Annotated in this window: 14 protein-coding genes; 13 read left to right on the forward strand and 1 reads right to left on the reverse strand. The window is 68.9% G+C overall.

Translation table 11 applies throughout. The features are described from left to right. The first annotated feature begins 155 nt into the window (after positions 1–155). From argB to RMP09_RS16295, 11 genes are all read left to right on the forward strand, one after another. Complete coding sequence (gene argB / locus RMP09_RS16245) at positions 156–1,058, forward strand: acetylglutamate kinase (RefSeq protein ID WP_310567025.1); 903 nt, start codon at positions 156–158, stop codon at positions 1,056–1,058. Positions 1,059–1,189: 131 nt separating this feature from the next. Further along, positions 1,190–1,882, forward strand: a complete 693-nt coding sequence (locus RMP09_RS16250; protein ID WP_310567026.1) for a response regulator transcription factor — start codon at positions 1,190–1,192, stop codon at positions 1,880–1,882. Beyond that, entirely contained in the window at positions 1,866–3,344 is a 1,479-nt protein-coding gene (locus RMP09_RS16255; protein WP_310567027.1) for an ATP-binding protein, read from the forward strand. Before RMP09_RS16250 ends, RMP09_RS16255 begins: the two co-directional genes overlap by 17 nt. 97 nt (positions 3,345–3,441) lie before the next feature. Beyond that, positions 3,442–4,125, forward strand: a complete 684-nt coding sequence (gene slmA / locus RMP09_RS16260; RefSeq protein ID WP_310567028.1) for a nucleoid occlusion factor SlmA — start codon at positions 3,442–3,444, stop codon at positions 4,123–4,125. A gap of 180 nt (positions 4,126–4,305) precedes the next feature. Beyond that, complete coding sequence (locus RMP09_RS16265) at positions 4,306–5,010, forward strand: TetR/AcrR family transcriptional regulator (protein ID WP_310567029.1); 705 nt, start codon at positions 4,306–4,308, stop codon at positions 5,008–5,010. Positions 5,011–5,045: 35 nt separating this feature from the next. Further along, on the forward strand, positions 5,046–6,842 hold the full coding sequence (locus RMP09_RS16270) for an acyl-CoA dehydrogenase C-terminal domain-containing protein (protein WP_310567030.1): 1,797 nt from the start codon (positions 5,046–5,048) through the stop codon (positions 6,840–6,842). Positions 6,843–6,876: 34 nt separating this feature from the next. Further along, positions 6,877–7,314, forward strand: a complete 438-nt coding sequence (locus tag RMP09_RS16275; RefSeq protein WP_310567031.1) for a DUF2147 domain-containing protein — start codon at positions 6,877–6,879, stop codon at positions 7,312–7,314. A 131-nt stretch (positions 7,315–7,445) separates the two neighbouring features. Further along, the gene (locus RMP09_RS16280) at positions 7,446–9,845 is read left to right on the forward strand and encodes a 3-hydroxyacyl-CoA dehydrogenase NAD-binding domain-containing protein (protein WP_310567032.1); all 2,400 of its coding nucleotides are present in this window, start codon (positions 7,446–7,448) and stop codon (positions 9,843–9,845) included. 33 nt (positions 9,846–9,878) lie between these two features. Next, the gene (locus RMP09_RS16285; RefSeq protein ID WP_310567033.1) at positions 9,879–10,589 is read left to right on the forward strand and encodes a crotonase/enoyl-CoA hydratase family protein; all 711 of its coding nucleotides are present in this window, start codon (positions 9,879–9,881) and stop codon (positions 10,587–10,589) included. Positions 10,590–10,653: 64 nt separating this feature from the next. Next, entirely contained in the window at positions 10,654–11,859 is a 1,206-nt protein-coding gene (locus tag RMP09_RS16290) for an acetyl-CoA C-acyltransferase (protein WP_310567034.1), read from the forward strand. Positions 11,860–12,094: 235 nt separating this feature from the next. After that, positions 12,095–12,916, forward strand: a complete 822-nt coding sequence (locus RMP09_RS16295) for a thioesterase family protein (RefSeq protein ID WP_310567035.1) — start codon at positions 12,095–12,097, stop codon at positions 12,914–12,916. A 7-nt stretch (positions 12,917–12,923) separates the two neighbouring features. On the opposite strand, the gene RMP09_RS16300 is transcribed toward RMP09_RS16295, so the two are convergent. Beyond that, positions 12,924–15,206 (reverse strand): patatin-like phospholipase family protein, encoded by a 2,283-nt coding sequence (locus RMP09_RS16300; RefSeq protein ID WP_310567036.1) that lies wholly within the window; start codon positions 15,204–15,206, stop codon positions 12,924–12,926. A gap of 144 nt (positions 15,207–15,350) precedes the next feature. Here RMP09_RS16300 and RMP09_RS16305 point away from each other — a divergent pair, with 144 nt between their 5' ends. Together RMP09_RS16305 and RMP09_RS16310 are read left to right on the forward strand one after the other, a co-directional pair. After that, entirely contained in the window at positions 15,351–16,127 is a 777-nt protein-coding gene (locus RMP09_RS16305) for an enoyl-CoA hydratase (RefSeq protein WP_409559744.1), read from the forward strand. A gap of 15 nt (positions 16,128–16,142) precedes the next feature. Next, the gene (locus RMP09_RS16310; RefSeq protein WP_310567037.1) at positions 16,143–16,511 is read left to right on the forward strand and encodes a hypothetical protein; all 369 of its coding nucleotides are present in this window, start codon (positions 16,143–16,145) and stop codon (positions 16,509–16,511) included. Positions 16,512–16,553: the final 42 nt, after the last annotated feature.

A 16,553-nucleotide genomic window follows, 5' to 3' on the forward strand; every position in this document is an offset into this window, starting at 1 on the left:
GCTCGCCTTTTCTTTGCTTACTTTCTTTTGGCGAAGCAAAAGAAAGTGAGGCGCCCGCCGGGGCGCGACCCGGCACGCCACCGGCGCCAACCAAGTCCCGGGCGGAGCCTAAAATTCCCCCACCTCATCAGCCGCCCAACACAGAAAGCGCCGACATGACCCACTCCCCCGTCGACCTCTCCACCATCGCCCCCCGCGAAAAAGCCGAAATCCTGGCCCAGGCCCTGCCGTACATCCGCAAGTACCACGGCAAGACCATGGTCATCAAGTACGGCGGCAACGCCATGACCGACCCGGCCCTGCAGCAGGACTTTGCCGAAGACGTGGTGCTGCTCAAGCTGGTCGGCATCAACCCGGTGGTCGTGCACGGCGGCGGCCCGCAGATCGAAACCCTGCTGCAGCGCCTGGGCAAGAAGGGCGAGTTCATCCAGGGCATGCGCGTGACCGACGCCGAGACCATGGAGGTCGTCGAGTGGGTGCTGGGTGGCGAAGTGCAGCAGGACATCGTGGGCCTGATCAACGCCGCCGGCGGCAAGGCCGTGGGCCTGACCGGGCGCGACGGCGCCATGATCCGCGCGCAAAAACTGCGCTTGGCCGACCAGCAGAACCCCGCACAGGAACACGACGTCGGCCAAGTCGGCGACATCGTCAGCATCGATCCGAGCGTGGTGAAGGCGCTGCAGGACGACCAGTTCATCCCCGTCGTCAGCCCCATCGGTTTTGGCGAACAGAACGAGAGCTACAACATCAACGCCGACGTGGTGGCCGCCAAGCTGGCCACCGTGCTGCAGGCCGAGAAGCTGCTCATGCTCACCAACATCCGCGGCGTGCTGGACAAGGCCGGCAACCTGATGACCGAGCTGACGCCGCGCCGCATCGACGAGCTGTGCGAGGACGGCACCATCAGCGGCGGCATGATCCCCAAGATCGCCGGCGCGCTGGACGCGGCCAAGAGCGGCGTCAACGCGGTGCACATCATCGACGGCCGCGTGCCGCACGCCCTGCTGCTCGAAGTGCTGGGCGACCAGCCTTTCGGCACCATGATTCGTTCCCACTGAGATGAACGTTCACAAGCCCCTTTCCGACGCAGAGTGCCTGATCCAGGGCACCCGAGGATCCGGCTTCGCCGGTCCAAGGGTGCGTCTCCCTTGGGGGGATCGCGCGCAGCGCGGCAGGGGGGGGCTCTGACATGAGGCTTCTTCTTGTTGAAGACGACGTGATGGTCGCCAGCGGCATCAAGCTGGGGCTGACCAACGCCGGGTACACGGTCGACTGGGTTGGCAGTGCCGAGCGCGCCGAGCAGGCGCTGGAAGGCGAGAGTTTCGATCTGGCCATCGTGGACATCGGCCTGCCCGGTGTGGACGGCCTGGAGCTCACGCGGCGCCTGCGCACGCGCGGGCTGACCATGCCGGTGCTGATCCTGACCGCGCGCGATGCGCTGCACGACCGCGTGCAGGGGCTGGACCTGGGGGCCGACGACTACATGCTCAAGCCTTTCGAGCTGCCCGAGCTGCTGGCGCGCTTGCGTGCCCTGCTGCGCCGTTCGCAGGCCGCGACGTCCGCGGTGCTGGCCTTCGGTCCGCTGGAAATGGACACCGCGCTGCGCCGTGTGCAGCTGGGCGGCAAGCCCATGGAGCTGGGGCCGCGCGAATGGACGGTGCTCGAATACCTGCTGATGCAGGCGCCCAAGCCGGCCGCCAAGGACAAGCTGCTCGCGGCGCTGACGGGCTGGGACAAGGAGATCACGCCCAACGCGATCGAGGTCTATGTCTCGCGCCTGCGCGCCAAGCTGGAGCCGGCAGGCGTGCTGCTGCGTTCCATCCGCGGCTTCGGGTACCGGCTGGAGCTGGCCGCGCCGGCCGATCATGGCGCCGGGCTCTGACGCCGGCGCCCGGCCCGAGGGGGTGATCTGGGGCCTGCAGCGGCGCCTGATGCTGCTGCTGTTGCTGCCGCTGGGGCTGGTGGGCCTGGTCAGTTTCGGGCTGCACTACCAGAGTGCGGGCACCGCCGCGCTGCAGCAAGACCAGCAGTTGCTGCGCCTGGTGCCGCTGCTGGCCGATTCGGTGGTGGTGACCCACAACGCCGAAGCCGCGCCCGAGGCGCTGGCCCCGAGCAATGCCCCCGGTCTGGCGCTGTTGCTGGCGCCGCCGGTGGACGAGTTCCTCAAGGCCCGCGAGGGTTTTGCCGCCTACGCCATCCGCGAGGCCAGCGGCCGCCATGTGCTGGGCGACGGCTGGCTGCCCACGGTGCTGCCGTCCACCGATGGGGCCGAGTTCCTGAGCGTGGTCGAGGGCGGCATCACCTACCGGGTGGTGGCGCAACGCAACAACAGCAGCGCAGGCGATCTCATCGTGATGCTGGCCGACGGCTCCGACGAGCGCCAGCGCTGGCTCGACACCGTGCTGGTACGGGTGTTGCTGCCCAACCTGCTGCTGCTGGTGGTGGCCGTCGTGGCCGTGACCTGGGCCGTGGCCCGCGCGCTGCGGCCGCTGATCGACCTCAAGCAGGCGGTGGAGCGGCGTTCGCCGCGCGACCTCAGCCCCATCGACGCCGACAGCGCGCCGGCCGAGGTGCGGCCGCTGGTGAGCTCGCTCAACCGCCTGTTCGCGCTGGTCAACGCGCAGTCCGAGGCGCAGCGGCGCTTCGTGGCCGACGCCGCGCACCAGCTGCGCACGCCGCTGGCCGGCCTGCAGGCGCAGGTGGAGGCCTGGGCCCAGGCCGCGCGCAGCATGGGCACGGGCGACCTGCTGAGCCTGCGGGTGGAGCAGGTGCAGCGCCTGCGCGACGCCACGCGCCGCACCTCGCAGCTGGCGAACCAGCTGCTGGCGCTCTCGCGGGCCGACGCGCTGAGCGCCGACGCCCAGCCGCTGCACCAGGTGGACCTCAAGGACCTGTGCGAGAACATCCTCGCGCTGTACCTGGACGCCGCCGCGGCCAAGGGCATCGACCTGGGCCTGGAGAGCCAGCCCGCGCAGACCCACGGTCACGCCTGGCTGCTGCGCGAGCTGCTGATCAACCTGGTGGACAACGCGGTGAAGTACACGCCCGATGGCGGCTGCATCACGCTGCGCTGCGGGCAGGAACGGGTGGGCGGCGTCGAGCTGGCGTGGATCGGGGTCGAGGACGATGGCCCCGGCATTCCCGAGCACGAGCACGGGCACGTGCTGCAGCGCTTCTACCGCTTGCAGGGTTCGGCCGGTGAGGGCAATGGCCTGGGGCTGGCCATTGCCGACGAGATCGCACGCGCGCACCACACGCAGTTGCAATTGCGCACCGGGGCGAGCGGTCGTGGCCTGTGCGTGCGGGTGGCGTTTGTGGCGGCGCCAGGCCCCCGGACGGCCTGAAACGCTGTGCGAAAATGAAACAAAGGATGACAACCTGGCCGACCCGCAGGGGCCCATGCCCCGCCAACACAGCCGCCCACCGAGGGATTCCCCGCCCATGACCTCCAGCGCCTCAGAGCCCCTGCACACGGCCGATGCCACGCCCGAAACCGGCCACGAGGCCGATGCGGCCACCCCGGGCACCGGGCGCAAGCGGCCCAAGCCGGGCGAGCGTCGGGTGCAGATCCTGCAAGCCCTGGCCACCATGCTGGAGCAGCCCGGGGCCGAGCGCATCACCACCGCCGCGCTGGCCGCCCGGCTGGACGTGAGCGAGGCGGCCCTGTACCGCCACTTCGCCAGCAAGGCGCAGATGTTCGAGGGCCTGATCGAATTCATCGAGCAGTCCATCTTCGGACTGCTCAACCAGCTGGGCGAGCGCGAGCCCGATCCCGCGTCGCGCTCGCGCAAGCTGGTCACGCTGCTGCTGCAGTTCGGCGAGAAGAACCCGGGCATGACGCGCGTGATGGTGGGCGATGCCCTGGTGTTCGAAAACGAACGCCTGCAGCAGCGCATGAACCTGTTCTTCGACAAGATCGAATCGACCCTGCGCCAGAACCTGCGCGAAGCGGCCGTGCTGGGCGACACCGCCACGCCCACGGTGGACGCCCAGGCCGATGCCTCGGTCATCACGGCGTTCTGCGTCGGGCGCCTGCAGCGTTTTGCGCGCAGCGGCTTCAAGCGCCAGCCCAGCGAGAGCCTGGAGCACAGCCTGGCGCTGCTCCTGCCGCTCGAACGCCTCTGAACGAAACGGCGGCGGGCCGGCCGTGCCGGTGGCCGTGACTTTTTAGGGCCGACGCCCTAAACAAAATGTCCCCAAAGCGCGCCGGGCACGCGCACGCGGCGGAAATTGCGGTAAAAATAGCACGACCGTTCGATTCGTCGCGCGGTCTTTTTTTACCCCACCGTTCCGGTACCGCCGCCCATGTCCGTCACCCGTCCCGCCTCACGCGCCCGAGCCGATGCCGCGGCTTCCCGGCCGCTGCAAAAAGGCCAGCAGACCAAGGCCGCCATCGTCGATGCGGCGCTGGGTCTGGCCACCCAGATCGGCCTCGAAGGCCTGTCCATCGGCGCCCTGGCCGAGGTCATGCAGATGAGCAAGTCGGGCGTGTTCGCCCACTTCGGCTCGCGCGAAGAGCTGCAGATCTCCGTGGTGCGCGAGTACCACCACCGCTTCGAGGAAGAGGTGTTCTACCCGGCCATGACGGTGCCGCGTGGTCTGCCCCGCCTGCGTGCGATGTTCGACAACTGGATGAAGCGCACCTCGGTCGAAATCGACTCGGGCTGCATCTATATCAGCGGCGCGGTCGAGTTCGATGACCGGCCCGGGCCGGTGCGCGACGCCCTGGCCAGCTCGGTCAGCACCTGGCTGGCGGCGATGGGCCGCGCGATCGAGATCGCCATCGAAGAAGGTCATCTGCGCCCCGACACCGATGCCCACCAGATGCGCTTCGAGATCCATTCGCTGATCCTGGCCCTGCACTACGAGGCCCGTTTCCTGCGCGCGCCCGACTCGCTCCAGCAGGCGGTGGCCGCCTTCGACGGCATCGTGCGGCGCTACAGCGCCGCAGCGGCCGAAGCGCCCGCCACGCCCAGCAAGGCACCGCGCAAACCCCGCGCGTCCGCCTGACCCCCTTTCTTCACAAACCACCACAGGAGTCCACCATGCCCGTCTACAACCCGCCCCTGCGCGACATGCAGTTTGTGATGCACGAGGTGCTGAACGTCAGCGCCGACTTCCAGACCATGCCGCAGCACGCCGAGATGGACGTCGACACCATCAACGCTGTGCTGGAAGAGGCCGGCAAGTTCGCCTCGCAGGTGATCTTCCCGCTCAACATCAGCGGCGACACCGAGGGCTGCACGCTGGACAAGACCACGCACGAGGTCAAGACCCCCACCGGCTTCAAGGCCGCCTACAAGACCTACACCGACGGTGGCTGGTCGGCGCTCTCCTGCGACCCCGAATACGGTGGCCAGGGTCTGCCGCTGGTGGTCAACCAGTGCCTGTACGAGATGATGAACTCGGCCAACCAGGCCTGGACCATGTACCCCGGCCTGAGCCATGGCGCCTACGCCGCGCTGCACGAGCACGGCACGCCCGAGCAGAAGGCCCTGTACCTGCCCAAGCTGGTCAGCGGCGAGTGGACCGGCACCATGTGCCTGACCGAGCCGCACTGCGGCACCGACCTGGGCCTGATGCGCACCAAGGCGGAGCCGCAGGCCGACGGCACGTACAAGATCACCGGCAACAAGATTTTCATCAGCGCCGGTGAACACGACATGGCCGCCAACATCGTGCACCTGGTGCTGGCCCGCCTGCCCGACGCGCCCCCCGGCATCAAGGGCATCAGCCTGTTCGTTTGCCCGAAGTTCCTGGCCAGTGCCGATGGCACGCTGGGCGCGCGCAACGGCATCTACTGCGGCGGCCTGGAGCACAAGATGGGCATCCATGGCAACTCGACGGCGCAGATCGTCATCGACGGCGCGATCGGCACCCTGGTCGGCCAGCCGCACAAGGGCATGCAGGCCATGTTCGTGATGATGAACTCCGCCCGCCTGGGCGTGGGCAACCAGTCGCTGGGCCTGACCGAGGTGGCCTACCAGAACGCCCTGGCCTACGCCAAGGACCGCATCCAGATGCGCAGCCTGAGCGGCACCAAGGCCAAGGACAAGCCGGCCGACCCGATCATCGTGCACCCCGACGTGCGCAAGATGCTGCTGACCGCCAAGGCCTACGCCGAAGGCGGCCGGGCGCTGGCCATCTACAGCTCGGTGCTGCTGGAGAAGGTGCACCACCATCCCGACGAGAAGGTGCGCAGGGACGCCGACGAGATGCTGTCGCTGCTCACGCCCATCGTGAAGGCCTTCCTGACCGACAACGGTTACCAGGCCGCCACCATGTGCCAGCAGGTCTTCGGTGGCCACGGCTACATCAAGGAATGGGGCATGGAGCAGTTCGTGCGCGATGCCCGCATCAACATGATCTACGAAGGCACCAACACCATCCAGTCGCTGGACCTGCTGGGCCGCAAGGTGCTGGGCAACAACGGCGCCACGCTCAAGAAGTTCGGCAAGCTGGTCGGCGCGCTGGTGATGGAAGAGGGCGTCAACGAGAAGATGGCCGAGTTCATCAACCCGCTGGCGGTGCTGGGCGAGCAGATCACCAAGTTCACGACGGAAATCGGCTTCAAGGGCCTGCAGAACCCCGACGAAGTGGGCGCCGCCGCGGTGGACTACCTGCGCGTGGCCGGCCACCTGGTGTTCGGCTACTTCTGGGCCCGCATGGCCCAGGTGGCGCTGCAGAAGATTGCCGAGGGCAACACCGACCCGTTCTATGTCGCCAAGCTGCAGACCGCGCGCTTTTACTTCGCCAAGCTGTTCCCCGAGACCGCGACGCTGATGCGCACGGCGCGTGCCGGCTCGAAGGTTCTGATGGACACCGACGCCGCGCTGGCCTGATCTTGCTTTTTTCCACCACACACCGGAGACCCACATGAAGAAGATTGCCTTTGCATCCCTGCTGAGCCTCGCCGCCGTGTCCGCCTTCGCGCAGATGTCGCCGGTGGGCGTGTGGAAGACCATCGACGACGACTCCAAGAAAGAGAAGTCGCTGGTGCGCATCACCGAGAGCAACGGCGTCTTCAGCGGGCGCATCGACAAGCTGCTGGACCCGGACACCAAGCCCGATGCGGTGTGTGAGAAGTGCAGCGACGACCGCAAGGACAAGCCGGTGCTGGGCATGACCATCCTGCGCAACCTCAAGCAGAACGCCGACGACAAGGCCGTTTACGACGGTGGTGACATCACCGACCCGAACAACGGCAAGGTCTACCGCGCCCGCCTCAAGCCGGTGGACGGTGGCAAGAAGCTGGAGATGCGCGGCTACATCGGCCCGTTCTACCGCACACAGATCTGGCATCGCGTGGAGTGAAGGACCACCCCCGCCGCGCTGCGCGCGACCCCCTCAAGGGGGCGGCGCTGGCGGCCCGGCAGAGCCGGTTCCGCGGCGCCTCTTGAACCAATCCCCCTCGCGCGTCGCATGAGGCGTTAAGGAAACAAGCAATGAAACGATTCCAAGTGAAAAAAGTCGCCGTGCTCGGCGCGGGCGTGATGGGCGCGCAGATCGCGGCACATCTCGTCAACGTCAAGGTGCCGGTGGTGCTGTTCGATCTTCCCGCCAAGGAAGGCGCCAAGAATGGCATCGTCACGCGCGCCATCGACAACCTCAAGAAGCTCAAGCCTTCGCCGCTGGGTGTGGCGGCCGACGCCGACCTGATCGGCCAGGCCAACTACGAAGAGCACCTGGAACAGCTGCGCGGCTGCGACCTCATCATCGAGGCGATTGCCGAGCGCATGGACTGGAAGCTCGATCTCTACAAGAAGATCGCGCCCTTCGTCGCCGAACACGCCATCGTCGCGTCCAACACCTCGGGCCTGTCGATCACCAAGCTCAGCGAGGGCCTGCCCGAGGCGATCAAGCCGCGCTTCTGCGGCATCCACTTCTTCAACCCGCCGCGCTACATGACGCTGGTGGAGCTGATCAACACCCCGACCACCGAGCCCAAGATCCTCGATCACCTCGAAGCCTTCGTCACCAGCGGCCTGGGCAAGGGCGTGGTGCGCGCCAAGGACACGCCCAACTTCGTGGCCAACCGCATCGGCATCGCCGGCATGCTGGCCACCATGAAGGAGGTGGAGAACTTCGGCCTGACGTATGACGTGGTCGACGACCTGACCGGCAAGCGCCTGGGGCGCGCCAGCAGCGGCACCTTCCGCACCGCGGACGTGGTGGGCCTGGACACCATGGCCCACGTCATCAAGACGTTGCAGGACAACCTGAACGAGCAGACCGACCCGTTCTACGGCAGCTTCGGCATGCCGCCCGTGCTGGCCAAGCTGATCGAGCTGGGGCACCTGGGCCAGAAGGCCAAGGCCGGCTTCTTCAAGAAGGTGGGCCGCGACATCCTGCGTTTTGACCTCGACAGCGGCGAGTACGTGACCGCCGGCGAAAAGGCCGACGAGGTCTACGGCCGCATGCTCAAGCGCCCGGCCGCCGAGCGCCTGAAGCTCTTGCGCAACGCCGAAGGCCCGCAGGGCCAGTTCCTCTGGGCGATCCTGCGCAACAGCTTCCACTACGCCGCCGTGCACCTGGCCACCATTGCCGAGACCGCGCGCGACGTGGACCAGGCCATGCGCTGGGGCTTCGGCATGCAGCAGGGCCCGTTCGAGCTGTGGCAGGAAGCTGGCTGGCTGGACGTGGCGAAGATGGTCCAGGAGGACATCGATGCGGGCAAGGCGCTGTGCAAGGCGCCGCTGCCCGACTGGGTGTTCAAAGGCCCTGTCGCCGAGGCCGGCGGCGTGCACACCGCCCAGGGTTCGTGGAACCCGTCCAAGGGCGTGTTCGAAGCGCGTCGCTCGCTGCCGGTCTATGAGCGCCAGCACTTCCCCGAGCTGCTGCTGGGCGAAGCCGGGCCGAAGTTTGAAACCGCCGGCACCACCATCGCCGAGGACGACAGCCTGCGCACCTGGACGCTGGACGGCCAGGTGCTGATCGCCAGCATCAAGACCAAGATGCACGCCATCAGCCCCGAGGTCTGCGAAGGCCTGATGGCCGCCATCGACCTGGCCGAGCAGGAATACCAGGGCCTGGTGGTCTGGTCGGGCGACGAGCCCTTCAGCGCCGGCGCCGACCTGCAGGCCATGCTGCCGGCCTTCATGGCCGTGGGCGTGGCCGCCATCGAAGACGCCGAAGGCTTCATGCAGCAGGTGATGCTGCGCCTGCGCTACGCCAACGTGCCGGTGGTGTCCGCCGTGCGCGGCCTGGCGCTGGGCGGCGGTTGCGAACTGGCGGTGCACAGCGCGCGCCGCGTGCTGCACATGGAAAGTTACGTCGGTCTGGTCGAAGTGGGCGTGGGCCTGGTGCCCGGCGCCGGCGGCCTGACCTACATCGCGCGCCGCGCGGCCGAGAACGCCGAGACCTCGACCGGCAAAGACCTGCTGCCCTTCCTGACCGAAGGCTTCACCGCCGCGGCCATGGCCAAGGTCGGCACCAGCGCCATCGAGTCGCGCCAGCTCGGCTACGTGCTGCATTCCGACCTGATCGTGCCGCACAAGGACGAGCTGCTGTTCGTTGCCATCAACGAAGCCAAGGCACTGTTCGCGGGCGGCTACCGCGCGCCGCACAAGCGCCTATTTCCGGTCGCCGGGCGCGACGGCAAGGCCACCATCCTGGGCAGCCTGGTCAACATGCGCGACGGGGGCTTCATCAGCCAGCACGACTTCCACATCGCCAGCCTGATCGCCAACGTGGTCACCGGTGGCGACGTCGAGCCCGGCACGCTGGTGAGCGAGGAATACCTGATGGCGCTGGAGCGCCAGGCTTTCTGCGCGCTGATCGTGCACCCCAAGACGCAGGAACGCATCCTCGGGATGCTCAACACCGGCAAGCCCGTGCGGAACTGAACCCCGCGCCGACCCGAACGTTTGGAGTGCTGTATGACCGATCTCGTGACCTATGCGCTGACCGATGGTGTGGCGACCCTGACCATGGACGATGGCAAGGCCAATGCCATCGGGCCGCGCATGCAGGACGCCCTGAACGCGGCGCTGGACCGTGCCGAAGCCGACCGGGCGCTCGTGGTGCTGACCGGCCGGCCCGGCGTGTTCTCCGGCGGGTTTGACCTGTCGGTCTTCAAGGCGGGCGACCCGCGCGAGACCTTTCGCATGCTCACGGGCGGCGCCCAGCTGGCGCAGCGGCTGCTGGCCTACCCGCATCCGGTGGTCGCGGCCTGCTCGGGCCACGCCATGGCCATGGGCCTGTTCCTGCTGCAGTGTGCCGACGTGCGCATCGGGCCGAGCACGGGCGCCAGCTTCCAGGCCAACGAGGTGCTGATCGGCATGACGCTGCCGCACTTCGCGCTGGAGACCCTGCGCCAGCGGGTCACCGCACCGCACCTGCACCTGGTGGGCACGGCCTCGCCCTACGACGGCGACGGCGCGGTGCGCGCGGGCCTGCTGGACGAGGCGGTGGCCACCGACGCGCTGGCCGACGCCACGCGTGCCCAGGTCGAGCGCCTGAAGAAAGCCCACCCCGCGTCGTTCACCGCCACCAAACAGCGGCTGCGTGCCCCGGTGTTGACCGCCATGCCCGCCGCCATCGACCAGGACATCGCCGACTGGAAGCGCCTGGGCGCGCCCCCGGCCTGACGCCTTTGACTTTCACCGACCTCTTTCACCGCGACCCTCCTCGCCGACCCACCAGGCCCTCACCATGAAACAAGTTCAAGACGCCTACATCGTCGCCGCCACCCGCACGCCCATCGGCCGTTCGCACAAGGGTTCGTTCAAGCACCTGCGACCGGACGACCTGCTGGCCCACGCGCTGCGCGCCGCCATGGCCCAGGTGCCCAGCCTGGACCCCAAGGCGGTGGAAGACGTGATCGCCGGCTGCGCGATCCCCGAAGCCCAGCAGGGCCTGAACGTGGCGCGCATCGGCGCCATCCTGGCTGGCCTGCCCAACAGCGTGGGTGGCATCACGGTCAACCGCTTCTGCGCCTCCGGCCTGTCGGCCGTGGCCATGGCGGCCGACCGCATCCGCGTCGGCGAGGCCGACGTGATGATCGCCGCCGGGGTCGAGAGCATGAGCATGGTGCCCATGATGGGCAACTCGCCCAGCCTCTCGCCCACCATCTTCCGCAACACCGACGACATCGAGAGCTACGGCATCGCCTACGGCATGGGCCTGACGGCCGAAAAGGTGGCGCAGCAGTGGAAGGTGAGCCGCGACGCGCAGGACGCGTTTGCGGTGCAGTCGCACCAGCGCGCCGTGATCGCCATGAAGAACGGCGAATTCAGCGACGAGATCACCCCCGTGACGGTGCAGGAGCGCAGCGTGAACCTGGAGACCGCCGAGGTGTCGATCAGCGAGCGCGTGGTCAGCCTGGACGAGGGCGCACGCCCCGACACCACGCTCGAAGGCCTGGCCCGGCTGCGCACCGTGTTCGCGGCGCGCGGCTCGGTGACGGCGGGCAACAGCTCGCAGACCAGCGATGGCGCGGGCGCGCTGATCCTGGTCAGCGAAGCCGCGCTCAAGCGCTACAACCTGACGCCGCTGGCCCGCTTCGTGAGCTACGCCAGCCGCGGCGTGCCGCCGCACCTGATGGGCATCGGCCCGATCGAGGCGATTCCGGCGGCGCTGAAAAACGCCGGCCTGACGCAGGACCAGATCGACTGGTTCGAACTCAACGAAGCCTTCGCCGCGCAGTCGCTGGCGGTGGTGAACACCCTGGGCCTGGACCCGGCCAAGGTCAACCCCATGGGCGGCGCCATCGCGCTGGGCCACCCGCTGGGCGCGACGGGCGCCATCCGTTCGGCCACCGTGGTGCACGCGCTGCGCCGCCACAACAAGCGGTACGGCATGGTCACGATGTGCGTGGGCATGGGGCAGGGCGCTGCGGGCGTGTTCGAAAGGGTCTGACGACCCACCCCCGCGCCGCGATCGGGCGTGTCTTGCCGACCGCGGCAGCGTCACAGCCGCTGCCACTTCGGGCTGTCCAGGTCTGCGCAGGCAGACCCGGCGCCGCAGCCCTCAGCCCCCTGAAAGGGGGCGGCACTGGCGGCCTGGCAAAGCCAGTTCCGCGGTGCCCTGGCCGGATACACGTCGTCTCGGAGACGACTCCGGATCTGCGCAGTCTTCTGCACACTTGTTGCCCATGAACACACACGTTTTTGACCAGGCCATTGCGCTGACTGCCACCGGTGACGGCCGCTACACCGGCGCGACCTCACCCGCCTACGCCAACATGGTGGGCCCGTTCGGCGGCGTCACGGCGGCCACGGCGCTGAACGCGGTGATGCGGCACCCGGCGCTGCTGGGCGAGCCGCTGTCGCTGACGGTGAACTTCTGCGCCGCGCTGGCCGACGGGCCGTTCGCGGTGTCGGCGCAGCCGGTGCGCACCAACCGCTCGACCCAGCACTGGGTGGTGGCGATCACGCAAGCCGGTGCCTCGGGCGAAGCCGAGACGGTGGTCACGGCCACGGTCGTCACCGCTGCGCGCCGCAGCACCTGGAGCGTGGACGACGAGCCCATGCCGTCGGTCCCGATGCCCGATGCGGTGGCGCCGTACGCCGTGCCCTCACCCGTCGAATGGATCCGGCGCTACGAGCTGCGTCCCGTCGAAGGCGCGATCCCGCACCGCTGGGACGGCGGCGGCAGCGACAGCCGCTCGCGCCTGTGGATGCGCGACGTGGTGCCGCGGCCGCTGGACCTGTGTGGCCTCGCGGCGCTGGCCGACGTGTTCTTCCCGCGCGTCTGGCTGCGCCGCGCCACGCGGGTGCCGGCGGGCACGGTGTCGATGACGGTGTACTTCCACGCCGGTTCGGTGCAGCTGGCCGAGGTCGGCCACGGCTGGGTGCTGGGCCAGGCCCGCGCCCAGGCCTTTCGCAACGGCTTCTTCGACCAGACCGCGCTGCTCTGGAACGAGGCCGGGCACCTGCTGTGCTCCAGCCACCAGGTCGTCTACTACAAAGAGTAGGCGGGCATCAGGGCCGACCCAGGAACAGGTACAGCCCGGTGTAGCCCTTGGGCGCGTGCACCAGGCTCAGGTACAGCGGCCCCAGCCCGGTGTCGGCGCCCACGAACAGGCTGGAGCCCGCGCGCAGGCCTTTCCAGCCGATGTCGCTGCCGCTCAGCCAGGCGTTGCCCGCTTCCAGTGAGGCCCCGGTGAACATGGCCCGGGCCACGCCGGGGCTCCAGTCCATGCGCCGGTACCAGGTCAGGCGCCCGAACAGCAGGTAGTTGCCGGCCACCTGGCCGACGCGGTAGCCCGAGAGCTGCTGGAAGCCGCCGAGCGAGAACTCGTCGATGGCGCCGAGCGGGATCTGGCTGGCATGGGCCAGCCGTGCGCCGACGTTGAAGCTGTGCCGGCCCCAGGTGCGCACGCCGGTGAAGCTGCCTTCCAGGCGCGAGAAGCTGCTGCTGCCGCCGGCCGAATAGGCGCGCCGCCCCAGCACCAGTTCGCCCTTGGCGCGGTAACCCGACGAGGGGAAGTTGGCAAAGTCCAGCTGGTCGGCGATCACCGCGGCGCGCAGCCCCAGCTCGCGCCAGCGCTGGGTGGACACGACCAGCCCGCTGGACGCCAGCTGGCTGCCCACCAGTTCGGGCACCGCACGGTGCAGCGAGCCGACCACGCCCACCCGCATGTCGCCGAACTCGCTGCGCAGGCCCATGGGCCAGCCGATGTCCACGCCCAGCTTCACGCCTTGCCGGAAGCCGATGGCGGCGGCTTCGCCATCGTCCCCATACAGCTCCACGCGCTGCTGCTGTGCGTCCACATAACCCGACACGAAGCGGTCGCCCACGCCGCCCAGGGGCTGGTAGAGCTCGGAGTAGGCGGCCAGCGTGCGCCCGACCTGCAGGCGGTTGCGCCACTCGGCGCCCTGGTCGTTGAGCCAGTGGCGGTTGTGGCTGATGCGCAGGTTGAAATCGCCCTGGCCCTCGAAGTCGGTGCGCAGGTCCAGGCCGAGCTTGAGGTAGTTGGGGCCCCAGTCGTTCTCGCGCAGCTGCACCCGCAGGGCCTCGCCGTCGCCCAGGCGCTGCAGGCGGTAGTCCACCCGCTCGTAGTCGCCGCTGGCGGCCAGCTTCTGCAGGTCGTCTTCGATGGCGGCCACGTCCAGCGGCATGCCCGGTCGCGTGTCCAGGGTGTGGGCCAGCCGCTGCGCGCGGGTCTCGTTCACGCCCTCGAAGCGGATCGCGCTGATGCTGCCGTTGCGGGCCTGGTTGGTCTGCGCCAGTTCCCCGCGTTGCGACAGCCACCGGGCGTAGCGGTCGGGTTCCGCAGCGAAACGCTGCAAGGCCGCCAGCACCGAACGGCCGTAGTCCTCGCCGATCTTCACCATCTGGGGGGCACGGTCGAAGTCGGCCGAGGTGAGCTTGCCCAGCGAGGGTTGCAGCAGCAGGTCCTGCGGCGTGAGCAGAGCCACGCTGGCCTGCACGTTCTGCTCGGTCAGGATGTTGACCATCTGCGTGGTGATGCCCAGCAGGCTGCCCAGCGTCTCGCGCCCCGCCAGCGGCGTGCCGATGTTGATCGCGATGATCAGCTCGGCCCCCATGCGCCGCGCCACCGCCACCGGCAGGTTGTCCACCAGCCCGCCATCGCCCAGGATGCGGCCGTCCACCTCCAGCGGCGAGAACACGCCCGGCACCGACATGCTCGCGCGCAGCGCGGCGGCCAGGTCGCCGTGATCCAGCACCACCGGCTGGCCGGTCTCCATGTCGGTGGCCACGGCGCGAAACGGCGTGGGCAGCCCGTCGAAGGTGGCCAGGTGGCGCGTGGGCAGGGTGTAGCGGCGCAGCAGCACCTCCAGCCCGCGGGTGGACACGGCGCCGGTGGGCAGGCGGAATTCGCCATCGCGAAAGCCCAGCTCCATCACCGGCGAGAGTTCGAAGTCTTCTTCCTTGCGGCGCTGCGACAGCTGCTGGCGCGGCTCGCGGCGTTCGAACACATTGCCCCATTCGATGGCCAGCACCTCGCGTTCGAGCTCGGCGGCGCTCATGCCGCTGGCGTACAGCCCGCCGATGATGGCGCCCATGGACGTGCCCACGATCAGGTCCACCGGCACCTGCGCCTCTTCGAGCACCTTGAGCACGCCCACGTGGGTGAGGCCGCGCGCGCCTCCGCCCGAGAGCACCAGGCCCACGCGCGGGCGGCCGGGGCCGGCGGCGGGCGTGTCCAGCACCTGGGCGCTGGCCGGCGGCGGCCCGCTCAGGGCGGCACACAGCAGGAACAGGACAAAGGCGTGCAGGGTGGGGCGCAGGGACGGCATGCGCCGCAGTGTAGAGGCGCGGCCTGTCCCGCAGGGCCACCGTGTGAGGGGCCAACCCCAGACGCCTGGCGCCGTTCGTGGTAATTTGCCGGCCGGTCCCTGGCCGGTCCGATGCACCGGCGGCCCGGGCGTCCCATTTTTTCCATGACCACCACCATGAGCGACATCCTCGTCCACACCGAAGCCGGCACCACCACGCTGACCTTCAACCGCCTCGACAAGAAAAACTCCATCACCGCCGCCATGTACGCCACCCTGGCCGACGCGGTGGAAGCCGCCGCGGCCGACCCGGCCGTGCGTTGCGTGGTGTTCCAGGGCCACGAAACCGTGTTCAGCGCCGGCAACGACATCGCCGACTTCCTGAACAACCCGCCCGCGACCGAAGACTCGCCGGTGTTCCGTTTCCTGCGCGCCATCGCGCAGTTCCCCAAACCGCTCATCGCCGCCGTCTGCGGCCCGGCGGTGGGCATCGGCACCACGCTGCTGTTCCATTGCGACCTGGTCTATGCCGGCGACAACGCCGCGTTCTCCATGCCCTTCGTCAACCTGGGCCTGTGCCCCGAAGCCGCGTCCAGCCTGCTGGTGCCGCAGATGCTGGGCTACCACCGCGCGGCCGAAGCGCTGCTGCTGGGCGAGCCCTTCATGGCCGAAGCCGCGCTGGAAGTGGGCCTGGCCAACCGCGTGCTGCCGCCCAGCGAGGCCGCGGGCTACGCCCAGGCCGTGGCGCGCAAGCTGGCGGCCAAGCCGCTGAGCGCGCTGGTGGAAACCAAAACCCTCATGAAACAGTCTCAACTGCCGAAAGTACTGGCTGTGATGGCCGATGAAGGCCAGCGTTTTGGCCGCATGCTGCGCGAGCCGGCGGCCCGCGAGGCCTTCGGCGCCTTCATGGAACGCCGCAAGCCGGATTTTTCGCAACTCTGAACCGGGAGCGGGTCGATGGCCGGATGGGCACAAGGGTATCGCTGGGCATTCGGGGCGCTGGGGGCCACGCTGGTGCTGGCCGCTTGTGCCCAGACGGTGCCCCTGTCCTGCCCGCCGTCGGCGCGGGCCGACGCCGCCCCGACCTGGCAGGTGCTGGTGCACTTCCGCGAACCCGTTCAGGGACGCGACCCGTCCACCGTGCAGCAGCTTGAGCGCCTGAGCCAGGCCTGCGTGCAGCCGGTCACCAGTGTGTCGCCGACGCTGCACGCCTACCGCTTCAGTGGTGTGGCTTCGCTCGATCTCTTGCGTCAGCGCCTGCAGCGCTGGCCGCTCGTGCGCGATGTGCAGGCCGATGGCCGCGTGCGCGCCACGGCACCGCCATGAAGTGCCCGCCCGATCCGTTCAACCATCTCCAGGGCGCGTAAG

Origin of the sequence: Hydrogenophaga sp., from assembly GCF_031426985.1 — a bacterium.
GTDB lineage: Bacteria > Pseudomonadota > Gammaproteobacteria > Burkholderiales > Burkholderiaceae_C > Hydrogenophaga.